This window comes from Nodularia spumigena CCY9414 (assembly GCF_000340565.2).
GTDB classification, from domain to species: Bacteria; Cyanobacteriota; Cyanobacteriia; order Cyanobacteriales; family Nostocaceae; genus Nodularia; species Nodularia spumigena.
Genome location: NZ_CP007203.1, coordinates 5,159,015 through 5,184,794, shown reverse-complemented (window position 1 = coordinate 5,184,794; position 25,780 = coordinate 5,159,015). Strand labels below are relative to the sequence as shown.

General features: G+C 41.2%; 21 protein-coding genes and 1 tRNA gene. 5 read left to right on the top strand and 17 right to left on the bottom strand.

Features of this window, described 5'->3' with window-relative positions; all coding sequences use genetic code 11:
* Positions 1-187 precede the first annotated feature (187 nt).
* The 5 genes from NSP_RS22385 to NSP_RS22365 form a co-directional block, all read right to left on the bottom strand.
* Complete coding sequence (locus tag NSP_RS22385; protein ID WP_017804438.1) at positions 188-553, bottom strand: helix-turn-helix domain-containing protein; 366 nt, start codon at positions 551-553, stop codon at positions 188-190.
* Positions 537-1,139, bottom strand: coding sequence for an IS607 family transposase (locus NSP_RS22380; protein ID WP_006195580.1), 603 nt, complete (start codon positions 1,137-1,139; stop codon positions 537-539). The genes NSP_RS22385 and NSP_RS22380 overlap by 17 nt, the downstream gene beginning before the upstream one ends.
* 59 nt (positions 1,140-1,198) lie before the next feature.
* A complete protein-coding gene (locus tag NSP_RS22375) occupies positions 1,199-1,513 on the bottom strand; it encodes an Arm DNA-binding domain-containing protein (RefSeq protein WP_231859511.1) in 315 nt (104 codons plus the stop codon).
* Positions 1,514-1,694: 181 nt separating this feature from the next.
* Positions 1,695-1,767 (bottom strand) — tRNA-Phe (locus NSP_RS22370).
* 77 nt (positions 1,768-1,844) lie between these two features.
* Positions 1,845-2,714, bottom strand: a complete 870-nt coding sequence (locus NSP_RS22365) for a metal ABC transporter permease (RefSeq protein WP_042202626.1) — start codon at positions 2,712-2,714, stop codon at positions 1,845-1,847.
* Positions 2,715-2,918: 204 nt separating this feature from the next.
* On the opposite strand from NSP_RS22365, the gene NSP_RS22360 reads away from it, so the two are divergent.
* Positions 2,919-3,188, top strand: a complete 270-nt coding sequence (locus NSP_RS22360) for an ArsR/SmtB family transcription factor (protein ID WP_231859613.1) — start codon at positions 2,919-2,921, stop codon at positions 3,186-3,188.
* A 188-nt stretch (positions 3,189-3,376) separates the two neighbouring features.
* On the opposite strand, the gene NSP_RS22355 is transcribed toward NSP_RS22360, so the two are convergent.
* Together NSP_RS22355 and NSP_RS22350 are read right to left on the bottom strand one after the other, a co-directional pair.
* Positions 3,377-4,147 carry a metal ABC transporter ATP-binding protein gene (locus tag NSP_RS22355; protein ID WP_006197787.1) on the bottom strand — a complete coding sequence of 257 codons (771 nt, stop codon included), beginning with the start codon at positions 4,145-4,147 and terminating at the stop codon, positions 3,377-3,379.
* A gap of 82 nt (positions 4,148-4,229) precedes the next feature.
* On the bottom strand, positions 4,230-5,261 hold the full coding sequence (locus NSP_RS22350) for a metal ABC transporter solute-binding protein, Zn/Mn family (protein ID WP_006197786.1): 1,032 nt from the start codon (positions 5,259-5,261) through the stop codon (positions 4,230-4,232).
* 324 nt (positions 5,262-5,585) lie between these two features.
* Here NSP_RS22350 and NSP_RS22345 point away from each other — a divergent pair, with 324 nt between their 5' ends.
* The gene (locus NSP_RS22345) at positions 5,586-7,172 is read left to right on the top strand and encodes an iron uptake porin (protein ID WP_006197785.1); all 1,587 of its coding nucleotides are present in this window, start codon (positions 5,586-5,588) and stop codon (positions 7,170-7,172) included.
* Between the two features lie 555 nt (positions 7,173-7,727).
* On the opposite strand, the gene NSP_RS22340 is transcribed toward NSP_RS22345, so the two are convergent.
* From NSP_RS22340 to trpS, 7 genes are all read right to left on the bottom strand, one after another.
* Entirely contained in the window at positions 7,728-9,476 is a 1,749-nt protein-coding gene (locus NSP_RS22340; RefSeq protein WP_006197783.1) for an Rqc2 family fibronectin-binding protein, read from the bottom strand.
* Between the two features lie 102 nt (positions 9,477-9,578).
* Positions 9,579-10,844 (bottom strand): glycosyltransferase family 4 protein, encoded by a 1,266-nt coding sequence (locus tag NSP_RS22335; protein ID WP_006197782.1) that lies wholly within the window; start codon positions 10,842-10,844, stop codon positions 9,579-9,581.
* A 445-nt stretch (positions 10,845-11,289) separates the two neighbouring features.
* Positions 11,290-11,787 carry an RNA recognition motif domain-containing protein gene (locus NSP_RS22330; RefSeq protein ID WP_006197781.1) on the bottom strand — a complete coding sequence of 166 codons (498 nt, stop codon included), beginning with the start codon at positions 11,785-11,787 and terminating at the stop codon, positions 11,290-11,292.
* Between the two features lie 698 nt (positions 11,788-12,485).
* Positions 12,486-14,771, bottom strand: a complete 2,286-nt coding sequence (locus NSP_RS22325) for a M48 family metalloprotease (RefSeq protein WP_006197780.1) — start codon at positions 14,769-14,771, stop codon at positions 12,486-12,488.
* 112 nt (positions 14,772-14,883) lie between these two features.
* Positions 14,884-16,512 (bottom strand): peptide chain release factor 3, encoded by a 1,629-nt coding sequence (gene prfC / locus NSP_RS22320; protein WP_006197779.1) that lies wholly within the window; start codon positions 16,510-16,512, stop codon positions 14,884-14,886.
* A gap of 180 nt (positions 16,513-16,692) precedes the next feature.
* Positions 16,693-17,616, bottom strand: a complete 924-nt coding sequence (locus NSP_RS22315) for a methylenetetrahydrofolate reductase (protein ID WP_006197778.1) — start codon at positions 17,614-17,616, stop codon at positions 16,693-16,695.
* 59 nt (positions 17,617-17,675) lie between these two features.
* Positions 17,676-18,686 (bottom strand): tryptophan--tRNA ligase, encoded by a 1,011-nt coding sequence (gene trpS, locus NSP_RS22310; protein WP_006197777.1) that lies wholly within the window; start codon positions 18,684-18,686, stop codon positions 17,676-17,678.
* Between the two features lie 246 nt (positions 18,687-18,932).
* Between trpS and NSP_RS22305 the strand changes: the two genes are divergently transcribed.
* A complete protein-coding gene (locus tag NSP_RS22305; RefSeq protein WP_006197776.1) occupies positions 18,933-20,114 on the top strand; it encodes a DNA cytosine methyltransferase in 1,182 nt (393 codons plus the stop codon).
* Here NSP_RS22305 and NSP_RS22300 read toward each other — a convergent pair.
* The gene (locus NSP_RS22300) at positions 20,095-20,373 is read right to left on the bottom strand and encodes a hypothetical protein (protein WP_006197775.1); all 279 of its coding nucleotides are present in this window, start codon (positions 20,371-20,373) and stop codon (positions 20,095-20,097) included. The two genes, NSP_RS22305 and NSP_RS22300, sit on opposite strands and share 20 nt — an antisense overlap.
* Positions 20,373-20,618: a helix-turn-helix domain-containing protein gene (locus NSP_RS22295; protein ID WP_006197774.1), complete on the bottom strand. Its 246-nt coding sequence runs from the start codon at positions 20,616-20,618 to the stop codon at positions 20,373-20,375. Before NSP_RS22295 ends, NSP_RS22300 begins: the two co-directional genes overlap by 1 nt.
* 124 nt (positions 20,619-20,742) lie before the next feature.
* Here NSP_RS22295 and NSP_RS22290 point away from each other — a divergent pair, with 124 nt between their 5' ends.
* Positions 20,743-21,537: a DUF429 domain-containing protein gene (locus NSP_RS22290; RefSeq protein ID WP_017804435.1), complete on the top strand. Its 795-nt coding sequence runs from the start codon at positions 20,743-20,745 to the stop codon at positions 21,535-21,537.
* 68 nt (positions 21,538-21,605) lie between these two features.
* On the opposite strand, the gene glgP is transcribed toward NSP_RS22290, so the two are convergent.
* A complete protein-coding gene (glgP, locus tag NSP_RS22285; protein ID WP_006197772.1) occupies positions 21,606-24,170 on the bottom strand; it encodes an alpha-glucan family phosphorylase in 2,565 nt (854 codons plus the stop codon).
* Between the two features lie 1,315 nt (positions 24,171-25,485).
* On the opposite strand from glgP, the gene NSP_RS27295 reads away from it, so the two are divergent.
* On the top strand, positions 25,486-25,614 hold the full coding sequence (locus NSP_RS27295) for a hypothetical protein (protein WP_017804434.1): 129 nt from the start codon (positions 25,486-25,488) through the stop codon (positions 25,612-25,614).
* Positions 25,615-25,780 lie beyond the last annotated feature (166 nt).

Here is a 25,780-nt window from a genome sequence, read left to right as displayed (position 1 = left end):
TCCCACAACTTTGAGGTTTTTATTATCTTGTTTTTCTACATCAAATCTAAAACTAATAAACCATCTATTAGCCTTACGACTAATGGTTACTGATTTAATTTTCTTTTTGTAGGTAGTCTTTCAATAACTTTGRAGAACTCCTTACTACTTCGGTACTTGTATTTTATTTGACTCTAAATTTTTGACACTACCCTCTAAGGTTAAAGCTATCATGTTTACCCTTTCTCTTAAATTTAGGCACTCCTGATATTTTTTTAAAGTCACCTATCCCATTGCTGTTTTTTAAAGCTCGTAGAGCTTCTTGTGGTGCTGATTTTGAACATTCGTAATACCAGGGATTTTCACTTTTTACTAATGCTACTAACCATTTATGTAAATCAATAGCAGTAGGAAATTTTATTTTGGAATTAGGATTTAACTTATTGTGCTCTAATATCTGTTTGGTAAGAGCTAATCCCCAATTCCAAGCATGACGAGCAACACCACAATGTTGAAGTAGTTGGGTACGCTGATGGTTATTGATTTTTAACTCAGTTTTAAAGCCGAACAGCAACTTCTTTCAACTCCTCTATAATTTTCTTGTTTTTGTGACTTCTAGATCCATACAGTCTGGCACTAAAAACTGTAATTATTTCTAAAACATCTTGAGCTAAGTCTTCTTCAAAAGTTGAGTCTTCAGTTCTATTGATAATTACTATTTCTGTTCCAAAATGTTCACACAAACTAAAAATTAATTCACTACCAAATCTCAATAGTCTATCTTTATGGGTTAAAACAAGACGTTCAAGTTTACTATCAACAATTAATCGGATTAATCTCTTTAATCCTTTTTTGCTGTAGTTTAAGCCTGAACCTAAGTCTTCTATAATTTCAAATTGCCAACCATTTTGAGCGCAAAATAATTCAACAACTTGCTTTTGTCTTTCTAGGTCTTCTTTTTGGTCATGGCTAGAAACTCGACAGTAACCAATGGTGTAAGATAAATCAGGCTTGATTCCTAACAATTGAGCTAAATCATATCTTCTATGACCACTAGCTGTTCTTTCGGGAATTAATTTACCTTCTGTTTCCCATCTTCTGAGTGTGGAAACACTTACACCTTTTAACTTTGCTGCTTCAGATATAGATAACTTACTCATATAACTACTATAGCATAGCATTTAAGTAGTTATGAGTAAGTATGGATAAATATTTCTAATCAGTTCCCAACCCATAACTCAATCAATGTTGGTTGTTGCTGACCTTCTCTTATGGGTACAACCAGAGTTAAATGACTTTGAGGTTTATATTTAGCTAACGTGGTGTCAAAACGTTCAAATGCAATATCTAATTCTATTTCTTTAGCTTTAGCCTCAGCAAGCTTACCATTTTCTGGTGTATCAGCCATCCCCAAAGTTAAATACTTTTGCTTCCCCCCAAACAACTGACGTGGTAAACGTAGTCTAAGCCTGTTTTGGAACGATTCAACACTGACTGAACCTTTAGAAGCTCCATGTTCCATCTTCATGACCATATACTTCCGTCCTTTTGACTATGATTTATCCTCTTTTCTAGATTATCATAGTCAATTCATAGTCAATTCATAGTCAAAACCAAACCCAAAAATGCAAAAACTCCCACTGGAAAATTGCTAAATTCCAGTGGGAGCCGTCTACATACCTTGTAAAATCAAGGTTTTCAGGTATTTATCTCTATGCCAGGAACCGGACTTGAACCGGTGGCACGAGGATTTTCAGTCCTCTGCTCTACCAACTGAGCTATCCCGGCGGGGTTATTTATTTGACCCACGTTTAATAACCGTAGCACAACAATAATGGCTTGGCAAGGGGTTGAAGAAAAAAAGTTTAGCCGGCTTTGAACTTCAACTTAACGGTAAAAAAAACAACCACAAAAAACAAAAACTGCACCAGCACAATACTAGGGCCTGATGGCAGGTTAAAAAGACCCGAAACCATAATACCAGTAAGGCTTGTGGTCGAACCGATAATGATTGACAAGACCAGAAAGCGGTTAAAGTGATGACTCATCAGCTTGGCTGTGGAAGCGGGAATCACTAAAAAGGCATTTACCAACAAAACACCGACGGCTGTAATCGCCACGGCAACAGCTAGGGAAAGTAAAATGATAAAGCCATAGCGATACAGTTGCACTGGAACACCTTGCACTTGGGCGACATCGGGGTTCAAGGTTAATAAAATTTGCTGTTGCAAGGTAGAAAATAAAAATATACTACTGACTATCAGCAAAAGTATCGTCAAAATCAAATCTGTGGTATTGATCGCCAGAATATCGCCAAACAATACTCGCATTAAATTGCCACGATAACCCGGAACGAAGCTAGTTAGGATTACGCCAATACCTAATGCTCCTGATAGCACTATACTCAGAACGCTATCGCTCGCTAAATCGGTCTTATCGATAAAGTAGAGGACAATCACCCCAAATACTAAAGTAAAAGGCAACAGCATCAAAGTTGGGTTTAACTGTAATAATACGCCTAAGACTACGCCGATTAATGCTGCATGACCCACAGCATGGCTGAAAAAGGATAGCTGGCGTAATGTGGCAAAACTACCTAGTAAACCACCCAGGATTCCCATTAACACAGCACCTGCGATCGCACGCTGCATGAAGGGAAATTGTAACAAATTTACAAAGTCAAAATTAGTCACGATGGCTAGCGAGTTTATGTGACAAACAGAGCATAAATACATAATTACAATTTATCTATTTTTTTTTAGCCTGATTGTATTGCTCACAGGTAAATTTTTATCCATGTCCATCAAATAAAATTATTCTAATTAGATTTAAAATTAAAACCGCAGAATATTGAGTATAATTTAAATTATATTACTATAGATATTAGTATTGTGCAAGAATTAGCAGATCAAGTTATCACCAGCGAAAAAGCTCAACGCATGGCAGAATTTTTTAGCTTTTTGGGAGATCCTAATCGCCTGAGAATTCTTTCTTTCTTGGCTAATAAAGAACTGTGTGTTGGTGATTTAGCCGCATTACTAAACATGAGTGAATCTGCTGTTTCCCATCAACTGAGAAACTTGCGAGTCATGCGATTAGTTGGCTATCGTAAGCAAGGACGTAACGTATTTTATCACCTCCACGATAACCATATTTTTCATCTTTATCAGGCTGTTGCGGAACACTTGGATGAACCTGCTGAATCATGAAATTAGCAAATCACAAATTATTGGCATTTTACCTTTTTACTCTTGAATGTGAGTTATACAAAAATGTGAGCAACAGTATTGTTGACAATTTTATAGGACTTACGCAAGAACTCTCTAAAACCCTCTTAACTTTGTGTACTTTGTGTCCTTTGCGGTTCGTTCTTTCATAATTTTGCGTAAGTCCTGTTTTAATGTTGATGCTGGTAAGGACTGAATCCAGGGCCATAGGTTGCTAACAAATTTTGGGGTGAAAGAGCAATTTCGGGTTGACCAGTACAAACAACAGTTTGGTTGAGACAAAGAACGCGATCGCAATGACGGCTTACCATATCAATATCATGGGAAACCTGCAACACTGTCCAACCTTCTTCCTGCTTTAATTCATTTAACAAAGCGTAAAAATCTGTTATCCCTTGGACATCAACCCCAGCAAAAGCTTCATCTAATACCAAAAGTTTCCGAGGAACGACTAAACAATAAGCCAGCAATACCCGCTTCAGTTGACCACCGCTAAGAGTTCCAATAGCTTGATGCTTGAGATGATAAGCATCAGTTCGCCGCAAAGCCTCTGCTATTGCTGCTGATTTTTGCCTATCTTTCTTCCACAGCTTAGTAAAAAATAAATTCTGTCTTCTGCTTTCATTCGCCCATCCCAGTCCGACTAATTCGCCTACAGAAATCGGAAAACTGCGGTCAAAAATGAAATTTTGCGGCATATAACCCAAACGATGACGCAAATTTCCCAACTTCGTAATTGGGCGACCAAAAATTTCAATCTTACCAGCACTGTGAGGAATTAAATTTAAAATCGCTTTCACCAAAGTGCTTTTACCCGCACCATTGGGACCAACAATAGCTGTATCTGTTCCTGGTAGCAATTCAAAGGAAACATCTCGCACAGCCAAATAACTGCCTTGATATACATTTAATCCTTCGACTTTTAAAATGGGAGATGTCATTAGTCCTGGATTATGGGTAATTATTAATTGATCATCACATCAAGACAAACGATCATCAGGTATCGTTGTCTTGGTCATTCAATTATTTACACCCAGCCTCCAAAGTTTGTAAGTTATTTTTCATTACCTGGAAGTAATACTGCGGATTGGTATCGCCGCTAGTCGTTTCTAAAGAATCCAAATTACGCACAGTTACATTCAAATCTTGGGAAAGACTGGTTAATAATTTATTATCTACTCCTGGTTCGCTGAATAGAGCTTTAGCGTTATAATTTTTCACAGCCTTGACAGCTTTTTGCACATCTGCTGGGGAAAGTTGCTCTTCAGGAATTTGCACCACAGCAACTTGTTTGAGATTATAGCGTTGAGCTAAATATGGAAAAGCATCATGAAAGGTGATAAAAGTGCAGTTAGGAGTTTTCTGCAAAGTTTGCTGAAATTCTTGATCTAAATTGTCTAATTCCTGAATATACGCCACAGCATTCGCTTCATAAGTAGCTTTATTCCCAGGGTCAGCAGCAATTAACCCATCCCGAATATTTGTTACCTGCTGTTTTGCTAAAACTGGATCTAACCAAACGTGAGGATTCCCGTCAGCATGATCATGGCTGTGTCCGTGGCTGTGTCCGTCTTCTGTTACCGTTTTATCAACAGGGGAAATTTCATCTAAAGTTTGAATATCTTTACTAGCATCAATTTTAACTAAATTAGGATTTTCGGCATTTTTTACAGTGCTGTCCAGAAATTCCTCTAATCCCAAACCATTTTTTACTAAAATACTGGCTGTAGAAATCGCTTTCACATTATCCGGTGTTGATTGGTAATCATGCACTTCCGTAGTCGGTGGTACGAGAATTGATACATCTGCTGCATCTCCAGCTATAGCCTTGGTAAACAAATATGTTGGTAAAATTGTCGCCACAACTTGAATTTTTTCGGCGTTTGCTGGAATCGCGGCTGCTTCCTGTGCTGGGGGTGTCTGTTCTGAAGTTTCTCCTATATCTGTGTTTGATTGGTTACAGCCAACAGCGACTGACAAAGTGAGTAAAGCCATTAAAGGCAGGATACCTCTACTTTGTTTGCCTGTTTTACGTCCTAAACGAGTCCAAATCACGGTTTTTTCCCTTTAAACTAATGACTACTTGACTGTTGTCAATTTTTTCACTGAGAATGAAATTAGTTTATTATAGAATAAGTATCATTCTCACACAATAGAGCAAAATTAATTTTGTATAAAGAATCACAGAATTAATAACTGTTCCATAAGATACTGCCTTTGAAGATTTCTGTAGTAAGTAGAAAAAATAGGTTTTTGACTTGTAATGTGAGATAAATTCTTAAACTCCTGTTAATATTTGGAAAAGACTTTTTTAAAAGAAGTATTCTCTAAAACGCTTGCGGTGAGTGCGATGTACGATTAATAAGTGTGAGGAAGGAAATGCGAGAATTCTGGAAATATCTACTGGTTAGTCCCGTATTTGGCGGCGCTATGCTATTTTTGGGTACGGCTGTATATGCAGGGGAAATACTCACTACATCAGTAATAAATAATTCAGAGATCAAAGCTGAGAACTCCACAAAAAGCCAGGTAATGGCGCAAATTACCTCAGTTTCTCAGTTATCAGATGTGCAACCTACTGATTGGGCTTTTCAAGCTTTGCAATCGTTGGTAGAACGTTACGGTTGCATTGCAGGTTATCCCAATAGCACTTATCGCGGTAATCGCGCCTTGACTCGATATGAATTCGCGGCTGGTTTGAATGCTTGTCTGGATCGGGTTAATGAACTAATTGCGACGGCTACTAGCGATGTGATAACACAACAAGATTTAGTCGCATTACAAAGGCTGCAAGAAGAATTTTCCTCAGAACTCGCAACATTACGGGGTCGGGTGGATTCACTAGAAGCCCGCACATCGGAATTGGAAGCGAATCAGTTTTCCACTACAACTAAACTGCAAGGGGAAGTGGTCGCAGTTATTAGTGATGTTTTGGGCGGTGACAGAGTTAATAATCAAGACACAAGAGATAATAATACTACTCTGGGCGCGCGATCGCGGATTGAATTTGTCACCAGTTTTACAGGGAAAGATACCCTATTTACGAGAATCCAAGTTAATAATATTTTAGGTCCTAACATTGGGACACCAGAGGGTAACTTATTTTTTGTTGGTGCGGATGGTACAACCAATGCGGAAATAGATGCGCTGTTTTATGAATTTCCCCTGGGTGCAAAAACACAGGTAATTGCGATCGCCAATGCCGGTGCAGCAGATGACATCACTAGTACAGTTAATCTATTTGATGGTGATGGTAGTAGTGGGGCTTTGTCTACCTTTGGTACGCGCAACCCAATTTATAGCCAGATAGGTGGAGCGGGTTTGGGAGTAACCCAGCAGTTCGGTGATAGTATAGCACTCAGCTTAGGGTATTTAAGTGGGACTGCCAATGACCCCTCTCCTAAGAATGGTTTGTTTGATGGTGCTTACGGTGCTTTGGCACAATTAACACTTAGACCAAGCGATCGCATTGCGCTAGGTTTAACTTATATCAATTCCTACAAACAGCCACTTCTTACTGGTAGCAATGCTGCAACTTTCCAAAATGTATTACAAAACGATGCCGCATTTTCTAGCGATTCCTACGGTGTTCAAGCATCTCTAGGTCTCGGTGAAAAATTGGTCTTAGGTGGTTGGGCAGGATACACCAACAGCCGAGCCTTGACAGGCGATCGCGGGGAAGCTGATATTTGGAATTATGCCGTTACTCTGGGCTTTCCTGACTTGGGTAAAAGAGGTAATCTAGGTGGGATTATCGCTGGTGTAGAACCGAGAGTCACAAGTTCCAGCATCCCAGGAGTGGACAGAGATAGAGATACGTCCTATCACCTTGAGGCTTTCTACCAATATCAGGTGTCTGATAACATTACTATTACCCCAGGTATCATCTGGTTGACATCCCCAGACCATAACAATGATAACGATGATGTTGTGATTGGTGCGCTCAGAACTAGATTTAGCTTCTAAATTTCACCAAATTTCCGCAGGAGACGTAAAAATGATTTTTGCGTCTTCTCTATTTTAGAAGTAACAAAAAAGACCAGCCTCCCACAGCTGGCCTGAAATATCTTTTTCCGCGTTGTCTTCTCATAGAGTTAAAATCAAATTGCGCGTTCCCAAAATCAACGGGCAACTTTTCTTAACAATATTGTAACAGTTCACACAGTTTTTTTATAAAAAATATAAAAAAAAGATATGCCCGAAGATAAAGAGCCTCTATCTGTAAGAATATTTTAAAAATGCCGATAGTTAGAGATGGGGAGAAGAGGCAGGGGAGCAGGGTGCAGGGTGCAGGGGGGAGGAAGAGGCAGGGGGGCAGGGTGCAGGGTGCAGGGTGCAGGGGGGAGAAGAGGGTAACTTCCCAATGACTAATGACAAATGACCAATGACCAATGACTAATGACCAATGACTAATGACTAATGACCAATGACCAATGACAAATGACCAATGACCAATGACCAATGACCAATGACCAATGACCAATGACCAATGACTAATGACTAATGACTAATGACCAATGACTAATGACTAATGACTAATTGCGGTTGTCCCCAGAGGATGCGCTCTTGTTTGTAAATAGCAATACCGGGCTTGGCTCCTTTGGGTTTGTAAACGTGCTTGGGCTGAGTATAAACGACTGGTACTTGCTCACTCTGACGCGCACGACTGTAGTAGGCGGCAAGATTAGCTACAAATTGTAAATCTGCTGCTTCTGGAACTGCACCAGGTTCTAAACGTAGTAACAGATGACTTCCCGGAATTTCTTGAGCGTGGAACCACAAATCATAATCTCCAGCTACCCGAAAGCTTAATTGATCATTTTGGCGATTGTTCCTACCAATTAAGACTTCAAAATTGTTGGGGGTACGGTAACGATGAAAGTTTGTAGCGGCTGTTTCGCTGGCGCTGCGGCTGCGATATCCTGGATCTTCTAAATATTTTTGTCCAATTAACTCGTCGCGGATTTCTTCTAAAGCCTGTAAATCTGCTGCTGCTTGGTAGTTTTCTATCTGAGCGATGCCTTCGGCTAGCATGGCTATCGCAGCTTCTACTTGTTCTAAATAGCTAATCTCTGATTGTACATCAAAAAGCAACGGTTCCACAGCAGCACGAGCGCGTTTAAGTTTTTGATGCTGTTTATAAAGGCGTTGAGCATTTTGGACGGCGTTTTTATCTGGTTGTAGAGCGATCGCAATAGGCTGATCTGTCTCAAAATCAGGTAAGATAATTTCTTTCATCCCTGGTTGCCATTTTTGCAGGTTAGACATCAACAAATCAGCTTTGGCTCGATATTCATCCGCTTGATCTGATTGCTGCAAGCGTTCTGAAAAAGTTTGCCCTTTATTACGTAATTTTACTAAAATATTATGTAATTTCTGGTTTAATTGATGCCGTAAATGAGCAAATACTTGCTGATTTGATTGGTCAGTGTAGTACCTATTCAGTAAGGTTTGGATGTTTTTTTCTGGTGCAACTGCGCCCCAACCCATGACGGTATAACCATTTGCTGTCCAAGCTGGTTGAAATTTACTTAAATCCAAAGCTTGTAGCCATTCTTGCCATCGCGCAAATAGTCTTTGCCAGTCTTCAGGTTTAAGCTGATCTGTGGTAGTATCTGGGGCTAAATCGGCTGCAATTACCATAGATTCCACCAGTGCAGAACTCAAGCCGCTATAACTTTTTAATAACTGACGCTTGATTGCTCCTGGGACTAAGCTTACCCTTTCTTGCCAGCGTTCTGGGGTTTCACTCAAACTGGGAACCGGACCAGTTAATTTTGGTGGGGTTTCATAAGACTGTCCGGTTTGGATGGGACGGACGCTAGACTGATGCTGACCAACTTGATGGGCAGCTGTGATAATCATCTTGCTGGCATCGGTGAGGATGGCGTTGCTGTATTTGCCCATCACTTCCACATATATATGGTATAATGCTTCTTCTCCGGGACGGCGGGCAAATTGCAAATCAACAACACGCTCCCAAGGCGCGATCGCTTGAATGTCCACCAAGGCCAAACCACCCAATTGATGTACTAATTGTTGGCTAAAGGTAAAGGTATCTGGTAATCTTGGTGGTGGTTCGCCAATACAAATACGCGCCCCTTGGGGATGCCAAGAAATCTCTAGCCAATCCCTTTGTTTTAGCGTGCGTAATGCCACAGCAATAGTATAGCGATCGCGCTGATAAACTTGTTCTAATCGAGATGGCAGCCAGTGTGCGCGTAGTTCGCTACAAGAAGCTGTGAGAGTAGTATAGTCAACTGGTTGCACAAGAGTTAATGTTACGTATTACTGACCAATAGTTCTTTAATAGTACAAGCCCTCTGATTTATCTGTGGAATCAATCCAAAATCCAAAATCCAAAATCTAAAATTACTGAACCAATGCTGGTTCTTTCACCGTTTGCTGCAAAATTTCGGTATAAAGTTCACCTAGCTGAGTGGCTACACCATCCCAACTAAACTTACTTTCTACGCGTTTTCTGCCAGCCTTACCTAATTCTTTTCCCCATTGTGGATTTAATAAAATGCGGTCAATAGCAGCTGCAAAGGCGGCTACATCTTGTGGTGGAGCCAATAAACCTGTGACTTCGGGAACTACAGTAAACTGAAGTCCACCCACATCACTGGCTACTACAGGTGTACCACTGGCCATGGCTTCAATGGCCACGAGTCCAAAGGGTTCATAGTGACTGGGAACGACGCAAACATCAGCCGCAGCGTAGTAAGTAGGCAGTATTTCCTGACTGAGGCGACCGGGGAGGATGGTAAATTCACTCATCCCTAATTCGTTGATTATATTCTCGATGCGATCGCGCTCAATACCATCACTATTACCTGGAGTGCTACCACCACCGATAATTAACTTCAGGTTGTTATCGCCACGTAACTGAGATTCGTTGACTGCGCGCACTAGGGTTTCTATCCCTTTGCGTCGATCAAAACGTCCTACATATAACACCACTTTAGTTTCTGGAGCAATTCCTAATTCTAACCTAGCTGCTGGGCGCTCAACCGAACCAAACCGGCGAATATCTGTACCGCAGGGAATAATCTCTATATTACCTTGAGTGGAAACGAGCGATCGCATATGTTTCTGTTCTTGGGGACTTGTGGCTACAATGCATTCTGCTGTCTCCAATACCTCTTTTTCCACTGCTAATCGCTGACTCGCAATCAGAGGAATCGTTTCTATTGTATTGTACTTAACTGCTCCTAAAGAATGGTAGGTATGAATCTGCTGCGTACCTTGGATTTTCTTCAGTTGCATCCCTATCCAGCTAGAATGCCAGTAGTTTGTGTGAACTAACTGATACGTTATCTGATTCTCTTTTTGGAATTGGAGGAAATTAGCCAAAAATTCCGGCATATATTCCAAAAGCTCATCTCGTGGCACAAACTCTACAGGGCCTGCTGCTAGACGAATCGTGCGACAATTTTGGCTAAGTTGAACAATTGTCTCTTGCTCTATACTCACTTTGCGGGTAAACGTATCAACTTGCCATCCTAGCTGTGCTAGTGCTTCACCCACATTACGCACATAAACATTTTGTCCACCAGCTTCTTCCTTACCAATTTCAATCGCCGGATCTCCATGAACAGAAATTAAGGCAATACGTTTGTCGGTAGTAGCGTTCATAGTTTGTGTGTTGCTAATTCTAGGAATGTATTGTCAAAGTTTCGCCGCGCAAACTTAACTAAACTATTTAGGAACTTTGAGTAATCTTTATTTTAATTTAATTATGTCAAATATTTTAATCTGTTGGCTACCCGGTCTATAGTTATTTACACAGTAATTCTCTGGATTTTCTTTATACATAAATGACTATACTGATATCTAATGCTTTTGATAGATAAACTTCGATTTAACTGTCATAAAAGCAACCCACCCCCCCAAAACTGGCTCTGAGGTGGGAATTACCATCTGAACATAATATTTTTTTAGTGAAAGTGCGATGCCTGCGGCTAGCATAGCTAAGAATGGCTGAATCCTCATTTGATTGATAACTAGACAAACAGAGAATCATGGGGAATCAAAACCTCAAAACCGCAATTTTGAAGTTTTAATTCCTATCCCCATAGACTCAATTCGTAGTTTGCGCTGCTAGCATTTCCTTGAGCTTTTCTAATTCAGAAGCCCAACGCGGATCTGGACGAATAGTATCCGAGTCAGCACTTGGGCTGCTTTCACGAACACCACCGCCGCCGCCACGCCGCGACTTCTTAGCGCCTTTCTCCCGACGGCTACCTTCTTTTTGGATAGTAGGAGCCGGATGACTGGTAGCACTACTCACTGGTTTAGGAGCTTGCTCTTCACCCTCTTCACCTTTTGTGCGAGGTAATGCTTTTTCTAGCTTTATGGGAGTCTCTTTGAACAATTGACCATTATACTTTTCAATAATTTGATCAGCTTGTTCGTCATTGTTCACTGTCAGAAAACCGAAACCACGGCATTTACCAGTTTTGCGGTCTTTAATGAGTTTTGTAGTCACAGCATCGCCTTCTTCGGCAAAAACTGCTTGTAGATCCTGACGATCTATTTCTTCTTTTGGCAAATTGCCTATATATAGGCGAACGGACATGAACTATACCTCCAGAGTTGAACGAACATGGCAAGGCAAGAAAACAATCACTTGGCTTTGGCTGTTAAATAGATGCTATTGACCAAGACTGCCGTCAACCAAATTTTTTACTCCAAACTGTCAACCTATACAATACAGTTTTTCGTTGGGATGAAGCTTGTTTAATACAAAAGCGCATACAACGCTCGGCTAATACCACCTTAATTCTAAGAATCGTAAATTTATAAGCCTTGGCTTGTTAAAGTAAATATCTTCTTTGATGACCTTGCCCGCAGAATTAAATACCATTCCTTAGATTACCACGGTATTATCTACGTAGCTAGTTCAGAGCATACATTTTTCACCATAGCATTAATATATCGTAGCATAAAATACATTTTTTTATCAAGAAAGATTATTAGAAACAAAAACCAGCCATTGGCTGGTAGATTTTCTGCTGTATAGGGAGGTTGACACTCACCGCCCTAAAAGTAATGATGGTGGTAGTCTTTTTCAGAAACTTAATTGGAACACAATCGCGTCTGGCTAAGGCGTGAAAGTCTACTGAGGGATAACTGCTCCCATGCTCCCGTTGAAGTAGAAAGTAAAGTCTAGTTTTGTCTAGGTTTTATATAGCAGGATAACTTTTGAACGCCAGTTGCTTCAAGTCGGCATAGCCGCCCAACGCACTGGCTCCTTTTGACGAACGCCTAGCGGTGCTAGCCTGTAAGAAAGATGTATGCGCCCCAAGCTTGTGCGGCAACTGCTACAAAAGTAGACCAAATGGGATGTTGGCTCTGAATGGTTTTACCACTTTGAGTTTGGACTGTGTGAATATCAATCCAGGGTGTTGCTCCCCGGCGGAACCAGCCTGTGACTATAATTTGCCGACCAATTAAATCTTGGGGATTCACTGACTGTCCCAAGGGAATGTGGTGTAATTTCACTAGCCCTGTACTAGACTGTAAGATTAAGTCTTGTCCTAAGCAATTGCCAGCACCTCGCCGACCCAATAGCTTACCGACAAGCCGGACACTAATGCTATCAATAGGAATAGTAGATGGATTAGCTAATAGGTAAGGCAGGCTTTGATGATTATGGACACTATTGGTTTTGATGTCTGGAAAAAACAAATTCATCCGGAATACCATACCGATGCTAAAGCCAATCAGTAGGCAACCTGTAACAAAAGTCCAATCTTCGTATATCCACTTTAAATTTAACAACCTGAAAGTGAAAGCAGTTTGCCAAGTTAACCAGATCAGACCCGCAAACACCAAGCCGAGGGGAATGCCCAAAAAGGGAGCAATTTGTAATAAGAAGGACTTACGCTTTACCTGCAAAGTTTGTTGGGCTTCGGCTTCCTTGGGTCCCAGGCTAGTTAAATGTACTTCCGGGTCTATATGCCAATGGCGGGCAATTTGACTTAGACGTTGAATACGATCGCCTAATAAGGGATGGCTATTATTAATTGCAAACCAGTAGCGATATGGATTAACAGCATCCCACATCAGTATAGATTCAAAGGGCAGTTGACCTGCAATACTACCCAAAGAAAGACTCTGTTGATAACCGACTGGTAGGAATAAATTTAAACTTGACAAATGCCAACTAGTTTGATCTGATTTTTGGATATCAACAGAAATACCAATGGCAATTTTGAGTAAGGCGCGAGTCAAAGCATTGGGATTACCAGTAATTTCCGAGGCGAGGCGATCGCTATAATACAGCCGCAACCGCGACAACCATAAACTAATACCAGTCAACAAACACCAAAATCCATAAATCACACTAGCCAAAATGGTTATTGGCTTATACCAAATCCCCTCTGATTTCTTGTTTCCCCAAGTTGATATTTGCTGATATAGCTGATGAATTGGTAATGAAAGCAGCAACACCAGAGACATCACCACAAAATCCCAGTGAGCAATATGTCCTAACTGTGTTGCATAGATAGTAGCAATTTCATCATCTGCCAGTTGCTCTAATAGTCCCTGACTGACCACAATTCGGGCGTTGCGAGCCATATTCCCATAAGTCAGCGCCATTGGTGCTGCTATGGGCAGAATTCGCAGTTTAGGAGATTGCCAGCGACGCTGTTGGCAGTAACGTTGTAGTACCCTAGTTGTTTCGCGACTGTGACTATGTAAGACATCTTTGGACAATTCTCGCTGTCCATAAAAATTTGCTAATAGCCAATCTAGCAACCAGGGTGATAGTCCAATCATTATGAATAAAACTATCAATAAAAATGAGTTAGGGTTGCGGTAGAGAAACTGTAATGGCTGTAGATAAGGTAGTTTGACTAAAGCAAAGTTAATAAATCCCGTAGTCCAATTGAGTATTTCTCGCAGTACCCAAAACACAGCCACGAATGTGCCGACGGCTAGCAACCGCAAGGGAATTAAATTAGGCTTACGCAAAGGCTGCCATACCTTGGCGCGTTTTGCTTGTCGCCAATAAATACTTGATGATGGAGTTTGTGTATAGCTGGTGGAACCGAACAAATTACCTGTTATGCTCACAGGTGCTTCTGCTTTCATGGTGTTTCGATAACCAACAGACGGTATAACCGGATTTTGCCAGTTACCTGATTTCACACCAGATGAATTTTGCCCGTTTGTAGTTTCTGCAACTGTATCCTGTGGTTTGTGTTTTGATGCAGTAGCGGTTTGAGAATTTTCAAAAGCCACAAATCCAGTGGAGGTATTTTTGGGATGAATACTACTTTTTTTGCGTTTTGTCAAGTGAGTAAGAGCAAGTTCAGCCCATTCTTTCACTTGTGTATTTTGGCTTTGGGTGAGAAGTTGACACAGGGCGATCGCCTTGCGAATTTGCCCAGTGCGTGCGTAAGCCATGACTAAACCAACTCGTGCCTGTAAGTTAGCAGTAGAATCTTCTTGACGACTAGCTACAGGTATAAGTTTAGCGATCGCAGTTTGATAATTTCCTTGTTTGAGGGCAACTAAACCGGCCTCCAAAGACAGTTCGCCATCTGAATGCATAGAAATTTTGGCACTCCAATGTCTACTAACTGATCCACGGTGGTATACAAGCGCCAATCTTTAATGCCGTGGACATCAATTGCACCCGGTTAGTCCCATCAAATCAAGTGAATTATTCCTCCACTGGTTGTTGACCAGAATACACCGGGGCGATCGCGCTTAATTTCAACTCTGGATGGTCTCCCTGTAACTGTTGGCAATTCCATTCATTGCGGAAGAGCAAAACTGGCCGTCCCATATTATCTTTGACAGTCGTGGTGTTAAAAATTCGTCCCACTTTATTCAAAGCTTCCCATCCACCTTCCACCCAACGGGCGACACTGTAGGGCAGTAACTCTAATATGGTTTCTACACCATACTCGTTTTGCAACCGAAACTGCACCACTTCAAATTGCAGTTGACCCACCGCAGCCATAATCGGGTCACGTTTGGCTTCATCAGCCGAATACATAATTTGCACTGCACCCTCTTCGCGCAATTCTGAAATCCCTTTTTGAAATTGCTTAAACTTCGAGGGGTTGGGATTTCTCAGAGATGCAAACAGTTCCGGCGAAAAATAGGGAATTCCTTCATATTCCAGCTTCTGCCCTGTGTAGATGGTATCACCAATCGCAAACACACCCGGATTGTTTAAACCAATCACATCGCCAGGATAAGCTGTATCAATCGATTCACGTTCCTGGGCAAAAAGTTTTTGCGGACGAGACAGGCGGACGACTTTGCCAGTGCGTGCATGATTCACTGTCATATCTTTTTCAAACTTTCCTGTGCAAACCCGGATAAATGCCACACGGTCGCGGTGTTTGGGGTCCATATTGGCTTGCAGTTTGAAGACAAACCCCGAAAAATCGGGATATGTGGGGGGAATTTCACCCACGCTGCTATTATGCGCCCCAGGCTTCAGGGCATACTTCAGGAAGTAATTGAGGAATAACTCTACCCCAAAGTTAGTCATGGCGCTGCCAAAAAACACTGGAGTCATTTTTCCTTGATGTACCAAGTCCAAATCCAGTTCTGGTCCAACTCCTTCTAAAAGTTCGAGCTCATCTTTTAATTGGTGGTAAAGCTCATCTTCTAGCAGTTCCGCAATTTTGGCATCACCTAAATCTAAAGTCGTATCGCGGGCTTCTCGGCTACCGTGGGCGCTACGTTCAAATAAGTGAATTTTTTGCTCGTGGCGGTCAAATACACCTTTAAAGCGATCGCCCATCCCAATCGGCCAGTTAACTGCATAGGTTTGTAAACCTAATTCCTGCTCAATTTCATCTAACAGTTCCAGTGCTTCTCTACCCGGACGGTCGAGTTTATTTACAAATGTAAAAATGGGTAAACCTTTTAACTTACAGACTTCAAATAACTTCCGCGTTTGGGGTTCCAAACCTTTAGCCACGTCAATCAGCATCACTGCATTATCTGCGGCTGCTAGAGTGCGATAAGTATCTTCACTAAAATCTTGGTGTCCGGGTGTATCGAGTAAATTGATTTGACAATTTTGGTAGGCGAATTGTAACACCGTCGAGGTAATAGAAATGCCCCGTTGCTGTTCCATGGCCATCCAGTCTGAAGTCGCCTTACGTTGCGCCCTCCGGGCTTTAACTGCCCCAGCTTCGTGAATAGCACCCCCGTACAACAGTAATTTTTCTGTCAGGGTAGTTTTACCCGCGTCAGGGTGAGAAATAATCGCAAAATTGCGACGCTGTTCCACTGCTTGATGCAGTTCAGTCTGAATTTCAGTTGACATAAACTGTATTGTTTTCCTTGTTCCTTAATTTATTTTAATTTTTTCTTATGAAAAAGAATGGGCGATTGCACTACCCGGATGAGTTGTAAAAGCCACCAGCCGCTTAAAAAGTGCAAATGTAAAGAACCTCACCCCCTGCCCCTCTCCTTATTAAGGAGAGGGGAGAGTTTGACTGGTTATTTAATTAACATTTGTTACTGGTGTAACTCCGGCTAAATCTAAAATTGGCGCAATTAAATCTTCCCGCTTCACAGCCATCATATGGACACCCTGACATAATTGGCGGGCAATCTGCACTTGTTCGGCTGCAATTTTCATTCCTTCTTCAAGGGGATCTTTTGCTTGCGCTAATCTATCAATAATGTGCTGGGGAATATTTACACCCGGAACATACCTATTAATAAACTGAGCATTTTTTGCCGATTTCAACAGAAAAATTCCTGCCAAAATTGGTTTTTCATAATTAACGGCTACGGTGTCCATAAATTTTTCTAGCCGCTCAAAATCTGTAATCATCTGACTTTGGAAAAACTGCGCTCCGGCTTCGATTTTGCGTTCAAATCGCTTTTGCAAACCTGACCAACTGTCAGACTGCGGATCTACAGCCGCACCAGCAAATAAATCAGTCTCCCCATCTGGAAGAGGCTTTTCATTATCATCAACGCCCTGATTCAACTTCCTAATTAGTTGCAGCAGTCGCACAGATTCCAAATCAAACACGGCTTTAGCATGGGGGTGATCGCCTACTTTCACCGGGTCGCCAGTCAAAGCTAAAATGTTGCGGATACCCAAAGCATGAGCGCCCATTAAATCAGCTTGTAAACCAATTCTATTGCGATCGCGGCAAGCCATCTGACAAATCGGCTCAATGCCATTTTGTAACAAAATCGCTGACGCTACCAAAGAAGACATCCGCAATACGGCGCGGCTACCATCGGTAATATTGACAGCATGAACCCTCCCCTTAAGGGTCGCCGCCATTGAAATCATGTGTGTGACATCTACCCCTTTGGGGGGTGCTACCTCGGCTGTAACTAAAAATTCGCCTGCTTGCGCGGCTCGACGAAAGGAATTTAAAACTGTGGGATTTTGGGTATCCTGCATAACATTAATGTTTCGGTTTCCTTAAAGGCTATAACGAATTATGGCCAAAAGTGAAACCCTTAAAGGGGAAGAGTGTAGCCCAAAGCAGTTTTTACCTCTGTGAGAGTTTGATTGGCGATCGCCTCAGCTTTTTGCCGTCCTTCCCGCAAAACCGAGTCTAGATAAGCTTTATCTGCCATCACCGCTTGATATTTTTCTTGGATAGGTGTTAGAGCATTAATTGTGGTTTCTGTCAACAAAGGTTTAAATTGTCCCCAACCCATATCTTGACATTCTGCGGCTACCTCGTTCTTCTTCTTTCCAGATAGCAGCATATACAAACTTAACAAATTGTTACACTCTGGACGCTCTGGATCATCGAAGGTCAAACCTCGAACCTGATCAGTTTTACAGCGCTTAATCTTATATTGAATCTGATCTGGTGGATCTAGTAAATTAATCCGGCTTAAATCAGACGGATCAGACTTGGACATTTTGCGTGTACCATCCGCCAAACTCATCACCCTAGCCCCTTCCTTACGAATTAAAGGCTCTGGTAACTTAATCACAGGCTGATCAGGTTTACCAAATTGGTGATTAAATCTGTTCACAATATCCCTTGTCAATTCCAAGTGTTGCTTTTGGTCTTCACCCACTGGCACTTTATCAGCTTGATACAGCAAAATATCAGCAGCCATCAGCACAGGATAGTCCAACAAGCCGACATTCACATTTTCACCCTGCTTAATCGCCTTTTCCTTAAACTGAATCATGTCTTGCAACCAGTTTAAAGGTGTAATGCAATTAAACAACCAAGTAAGTTCACTGTGGGCAGAAACGTGAGATTGCACAAAAATAGTAGAGTGATTTAAATCCAGACCACAAGCCAGATAAAGCGCCACCAGGGTATAGGTATCAGACGCTAACAGTTTGGGGTCATGTGGGACTGTAATCGCGTGCAAATCAGCCACAAAGAGGTAATTATCGTATTCGCTCTGACCTTCTACCCAGTTGCGAATGGCTCCTAAGTAGTTACCCAGATGGTAATTACCCGTTGGTTGAACTCCAGAAAGAATACGCTGCTTGCCCATAAATTTCAACTTAATTTATCTCAAATCCGCTCTCTGTCAAGTGGCGGTTACAAAACTCATTTAATTTTGACACTTTCTCGGACAACTGGCTGTTAAGTGATGATTTTTATCTCAAGCATTTTGGACAGTAAGCTGACGAAAATATATGTTTTTCATTAGTCTAGCCCCTCCTTTGGACGATGAGGTATGCTTGATATATTGTAGACAATATGTCACACTTAGCCAGACGTTAATATCAAACATCCAATGCAAGGAACACAACTTGACCTTTTTCCTCATGAGGATGAGCGTAATCCTATCAAAAAGCAAAAGCAGCCAAAGTTAGGACGTTATCAGCGTATTCAACGCGAACTAGATAAAGATAATTCTGATCAATATAAGACATTTGTTGATATTAGTTCTCCACCAGGTTTATTATCTAAATATACTTTTGTCGATCTATTTTGTGGTGCGGGGGGAATCACACAAGGGTTATCCCAAGCTGGATTTACACCATTAGCTAGTGTAGAAATTAGCCCAATTGCTTCTGCTACTCACAAAAAAAATTTCCCCCAATGTCATCACTTTTGTGGAGATATTGAACAATTTTCTGCCCAAGATTGGCTGCAACAGATTGGCTCACCTGAAGTAAATGTTGTGGTTGGTGGTCCACCATGTCAAGGATTTTCAGTAGCCGGAAAACGTGACCCCAAAGATCCTCGCAATCGGTTATTTTATGAATTTGTGCGTGTTGTTTCAGAAATCCGCCCTTGGTATGTAGTGATGGAAAATGTCCCAGGGATTTTGACAATTCAAAAAGGCAGTGTGAAAACAGCAATTATTGAAGCTTTTAAGTCTATTGGTTATCCTCATATTTCTGTAGCAATTCTGGAATCTGCTGCTTATGGAGTACCGCAGATTCGACCAAGAGCTATTTTTATTGCTAATAGATTTGGAATGCCAAACCCTTATCCTAAATCTCAATTAACCATTGAAGAATACAAACCTATTGAGTCAGCAATTTCTGACTTACCAGAATACACTCCCATACCGGAAATTAACCATGAGTGGACTAAACATTCACCAGAATATATGGAACGTCTGGCTCAAGTTCCCCCTGGTGGTTCCTTATATAAAAAATTTGTAGATGCGTTCAAACGGCAATATACTGGTAAACCAAGTATGACTGTAAAAGAAAATCATGGTGGTACTCATATTCACCCATATTTAAATCGGGTAATTTCAGCACGAGAAATGGCAAGATTGCAAACCTTTCCTGATTCATTTATTTTTGAAGGAACTATGAAAAAAGCTATGTGGCAAATTGGTAATGCAGTCCCACCACGTTTAGCCGAGTGTATTGGTTATGCACTTATTCCTTATTTAAAGGATATTACAATTAATTCCCAAAACTTAGTTAAAGCTAGTATTATTGAGCAGATTGATTAAGATCCCACTTTGTTTTCTTGCCGCAAATTTCACAATATTTACTTTCAGTTTCAATAACAAGTCCAGGTCGCTGTTTATTTCCACGTTGTAATCCTTGAATACCACCCCCACCTGCATACTGATCAGATCCAATTTCTTTTGTTTCATGTCCACGACAATGCCATTTTTGATCTGATAACAAATTAAAGACTTTCAATTGGGTTGGGGCTTTATTCAACTGATGCCGAATTGTTTCTCCGAAATTTTGTTTGTTGTTCACTATATTTTATCTGCTTCTATTTCTAGATTTTCGAGAAGAATAGAAACACTAATCCCTAAGCCATTAGCAAGACTTACCAGAGCAGTCAGGGAAGGGTTTCTGACTCCACGTTCCACGCCGGATATGTATGTCCGGTCTAAGTTAGCACGTAGTCCTAACTCTTCTTGTGAAATCCCCTGTTCTGTTCTGCATTTCCTCACTAGAGAACCCAAAGCACACAGAATCTTTTGTTTCGACTCATTCATGTACCGATTGTGAATCTCTACGGACTATCAGTCTACGGACGATGTGTCACATTAGAGCTGATTGCTGAGAAAATTAAGAAAAAATGCCATAAATAATAAGCACACACATAAATAATCTCCAAAAATGAAATTTATCGGTATTGATTTAGGCTGGAAATCTCAACCAAGCGGCTTATGCTGTTTAGAATTAATAGCAGGAGAACTGCAAATAATAGATTTAGATCGCATAGAATTGATTGCAGATATTCTTGCTTGGATAGATAAAACTGTAGAACCAAACGAACCAGCCATAATTGGTGTAGACGCACCTACCTTGATCCCCAACGCTATCGGGAGTCGTCTCCCCGATAAACTCACTCACAAATACTTTGGTAAATATCACGCCGGCTGCTATCCAGCTAATCAAAAATTACCCTTTGCAGAACGCACAGTCAACTTTGGTTTAGAACTAGAATCGCGTGGATTTGATCATGCACCCACAATTGATCCCCAAAAACTTGGCAGATATCAAATAGAAGTTTTTCCCCATCCAGCCATAGTTAACTTATTCAAATTAGAACGCATTCTTAAATATAAAAAAGGACGCATCAATGAGCGTCGCTTAGAATTAATTAAACTACAAAATTATATTCTCAATATTCTCCCCACCCTAACACCTTCTCTGTGTACTCTGCGCCTCTGTCGTTCGTTTTCCGAAATCCCCACCACAGGCGCAGCACTCAAAGCAGCCGAAGACAAACTAGATAGCTTAATTTGTGCCTATGTAGCAGCCCACTGGTGGTATTGGGCAGAACAACGTAATTTAGTGTTAGGCGATCGCACCACAGGCTATATAGTCATCCCTGGAAAAATGGGGAGTGGGGAGAAGAGGAACGGGAGCAGGGGGCAGGGGGCAGGGGAGAAGAAGAATGGTTGTTAAGTAACCGGAAGTTGAAAATAATTTCTTATTCCCCCTTGCACCCTGCTCCCTGCTCCCCTGCTTCTTCGCTATTCCGCCCAAGCAATCAATCTTGGCTCATAGGGACTAGCTAAGTGTTGGTGCTGCGGTAAAACCCGCAAAGACAAGCCCTGCAAACCAGAAGCAGTATAGGTAATATTACCCGTGTAAATACTCAAGTTTTCTGGATCTTGTCCTTGGTAATCCATGACTACAGGCACAGCATTCGTAATGTCACCATTGGCATCAATCGTACCTTGGTATAATTCCACCCGGACATCATCATTAGTCAAAGTGGCTAAATCAACCTTGGCTTTGACAGCGACGGTTTGGTTCACCTCAATATCCGCACCTGTGGATACATCAATATCTTTGATTTTGATGTTAAACCACTGTTCGCTGAGTTTGGCTTTCCAACTAGCTAATTCCTTCGCTGGGGCGTAATTATCAGCAGTCAGAATTGTAAAGCGATCGCTTGCTGGAAAATAAGCCCGTTGAGCATATTCTCCTACCATCCGGGCTGTATTAAAGAAAGGACAATTCAAGCGAATTGCATCCTTCATTTTGGCAATCCACGACCGGGGTAAACCATCAACATCCTGATGCTCGTAGAATAGAGGCACAACTTCCTTCTCTAACAACTCATACAGAGCGTTGGCTTCTACCTCATCCTGGTAATTAGGATCATCGTAATTCTCACCATGTCCAATTGACCAACCAGTGCGGACATAATCAGCTTCATCCCACCAACCATCAAGAACACTTAAATTCAGCAGTCCATTCATTGCGGCTTTCATCCCGCTAGTACCGGAAGCTTCCCGTGGACGACGTGGTGTATTTAACCAGACATCACAGCCAGCTACCATTAACCGAGCAATGTGAATATCGTAATTAGGCACAAACACGACTTGTTTTTCCAAGTGTTGTTCACGGATAAAGTGATTGATGTCGCGGATTAGTTCTTTCCCTGGGATATCTTTGGGGTGAGCCTTACCAGCAATCACAAACTGCACTTTGCGATCTTTGTTACTCAGCAAAATCTGCTTAATTCTATTCAAATCACGCATCCAGAGGGTAGCGCGTTTGTAGGTAGCAAAACGTCGAGCAAAGCCAATGGTTAAAACGTTGGGATCGAGAACTTCTTGGGCTTGGTCAATTTCCGAGGCTGAAGCACCGCGATCGCGCAAATGCTTAACCAAATGTTCTCTAACATATACAACCATGTCTAAGCGACAGCGTTCGTGATTGCGCCACAATTCCTCATCGGGGATCGCATCCATCCGATCCCATAATGGACTGTCTGGAGCTGCTGATGACCAGTTTGGTCCTAAGTAGCGATCGTACAACTCTTGAGTTGATTTAGCCACACAACTGCGAGCATGAACACCATTGGTAATTGCGGCAATTGGTACTTCTTCCACTGGAACCTTTTTCCACAAACCCTGGAACATCTGGCGTGATACCACACCGTGTAACTGTGCCACACCATTAGAAAATGTCGCCATCTTCAAGGCCAAAACTGCCATACTGAAAGGAGCAGATAAATCACCTGTATTTTCTCGCCCCAGTCCTAAAAATTGCTCTTTAGGCAAGCCAAAGATTTCTGCATAGTAACCCAGGTAATAGGAAATTTTATCGGGAGCGAACAAGTCTATCCCGGCGGGGACTGGGGTGTGGGTAGTGAAGATATTGCTAGAAGCTACCACCTGTTTGGCTTGCTTATAACTCAATCCTGCTTCTTGAATTAAGATGCGGATGCGCTCTAAAGCCGAGAATGCCGCATGGCCTTCATTCATGTGGTAAGCCGTGACATCATAACCCAGTGCTTTCAACATCTGGACACCACCGATCCCCAGCATAATTTCCTGGTGGATTCGCATATCGATGTCGCCACCATACAGTTGATCTGTGATGTCGTGGTCGTAAGGGTTATTGGGTTCAATGTTGGTATCCAGCATATAAAGTGGCACCATTCCCACCTGTACGCGCCATACTCTGGCGTAAACTTTGCGTCCTGGGTAATCTACCGCAATCCGCAATTCTGAACCATCAGGATTACGCTCTAGATGCAAGGGCATATTATAGAAATCGTTCATGGGGTAGCGTTCTTGCTGCCAACCATCTGCATTCAGGTATTGAGCAAAGTACCCTTGTTGATACAATAACCCCACACCAACCAGAGGTAAACCCAAGTCGCTAGCAGATTTGAGGTGATCCCCCGCTAAAACACCCAAACCACCTGAATAGACAGGTAAACAATCTACAAGTCCGAATTCAGCCGAAAAATAGGCGTAGCATTCTTTTGGCTTTTGGCTGCGTTGTTTCTGATACCAGGTGCGTTCGTGTAAGTATTCTTCTAACTGGCGAGCCGCCCGATCCATTTGTGCTAGAAAGCCTTCATCTTCCACAACTTCCAACAGCCGCTCTTGACTGATTGTACCCAGCATTAAGACCGGGTTGTGGCGGCTAGACTCCCATAAATCGGTGTCTAAACGACGAAATAAATCTTTGCTCTCAACGTTCCAATCCCAGTGCAAGTTATATGCTAGTTGTCGCAAGGGTTCAAGTCGAGATGGTAAGGAAGGGGAAACGTTAAATGTGCGAATTGGCTGCATAGGTTGGTAAAACTCCAGGTTTAATATTGGCTATTGTTTACGTATGTATTACTGTCTCTATCCAATGTGGCCAATTCTGTTTACGGTGTCTGTAAAATGGCGATGACTTTGTTCAGCATTGAGAGTTATTCTTTCCATCGCTGATAAAGTTTACACTAAGGGCACTTCTAAGTCTATGGATTACCCTCCAATATGTACTTAGTATATTAAAATTTAGGATATTAAAATTTAACAATCATTTTGAATATTTGTATTATTTGCTACAAAATTTACTCAAACAGATAAATTATAACAGTATTTATCCGCTTCTAGTCTCTCAAATCAAAAGCATGAGGAAAGAAGTGAGTTGGTTACAGGCGATCGCTGGACGAAGAAAAATTAAATAAATAAATATCAATTATATCTATATTCAAGAGTTTTTGGAGATATACTTACGTTTGGCAAAGAGTGTCAACAACCACCATATATCCCTGTCAAATACTCAAGGCATCTAAATCTTCCCAATCATAGCTTTTTTGAAGTATCAGCTGTATTTGGTTTTGAAATGTAATACTCACATAGACCGCAGTGAAAGCTGGTTGCACAATTTCGTTAATTCAAACCTTCTTTTCCCTAAATTATGTGAGTCTTGTTTTGTGATATAAAGTCATATTAATTTGCATAGCATCCGGATATATAGGTCTAAAGCATGAAATAAAATATTGTTGCTGCTAATGCACCTAATTGTCCAGTATTTGAGGAAATTGCTGTCACTAATTTAACATTTTTTGGCAATTGTATTTAACCGCAGTATCGTTGCTTGATAGTATAGTCAATTAAAAGCCGTACCTAAAAGAAAACTTACTATATCAGTTATGTCTGGGGTAAAATAGCTAACCCCAGTTGTAATTTATTGACATTATTTCAAATACATTTTTTTTTAAATCAGGACTTACGCAAAAACCCTCTCAAACCCTTATTCCTCTGTGTCCTCTGCGTCTGGTGTGGTTCGTTATTCCGTAATTTGTGCGTAAGTCCTATAAATGTGCCGTGATTACTTCTTGCAATATATATAGTAAATGTGAGAACGTGCAATATATTAACTTAAAAAAGGTGTTTTTTATCTAGGTATAAAAATAGTTATTAGTAATTTTTACGTAAAGTCTAATGTTGTTTTAATTCTGAAGAAACATGGTTCCGTCAAATTGGCAAGAACTTATTTATTAAGAGTGGTTCAATCTAAAAAAACGTGTTAATATTAAGAACAAATATCACAAAAAATCATTAATGTAATTATAATTGTGATCTGGTTGCCTATAACTCATCGGTCTGCAACATGATTAGCGCAGCATACTCTAGAAATTCGTTGCAAGAAAGTCGTCATCGCAATCGTGGAAGCGCTTATTTGTTTGCACCGATGCTGAATTTTAATGTGATGGCTGAAGTCGGTGATACTCCACCCTAAGTTTGATGGGCTTGTGTAAGAACACTAATAAAAATTCAAGGTGAATTACATTTGAATGTGTGGGTAAATTTATTTACCAAATTTGAGATCACCTAGTACACCAGTAAAAATGTAATTGCGTTGAAACAAGCTTGTTGAAGTTGGTTGTTGACAGAAAGCCGTTTCA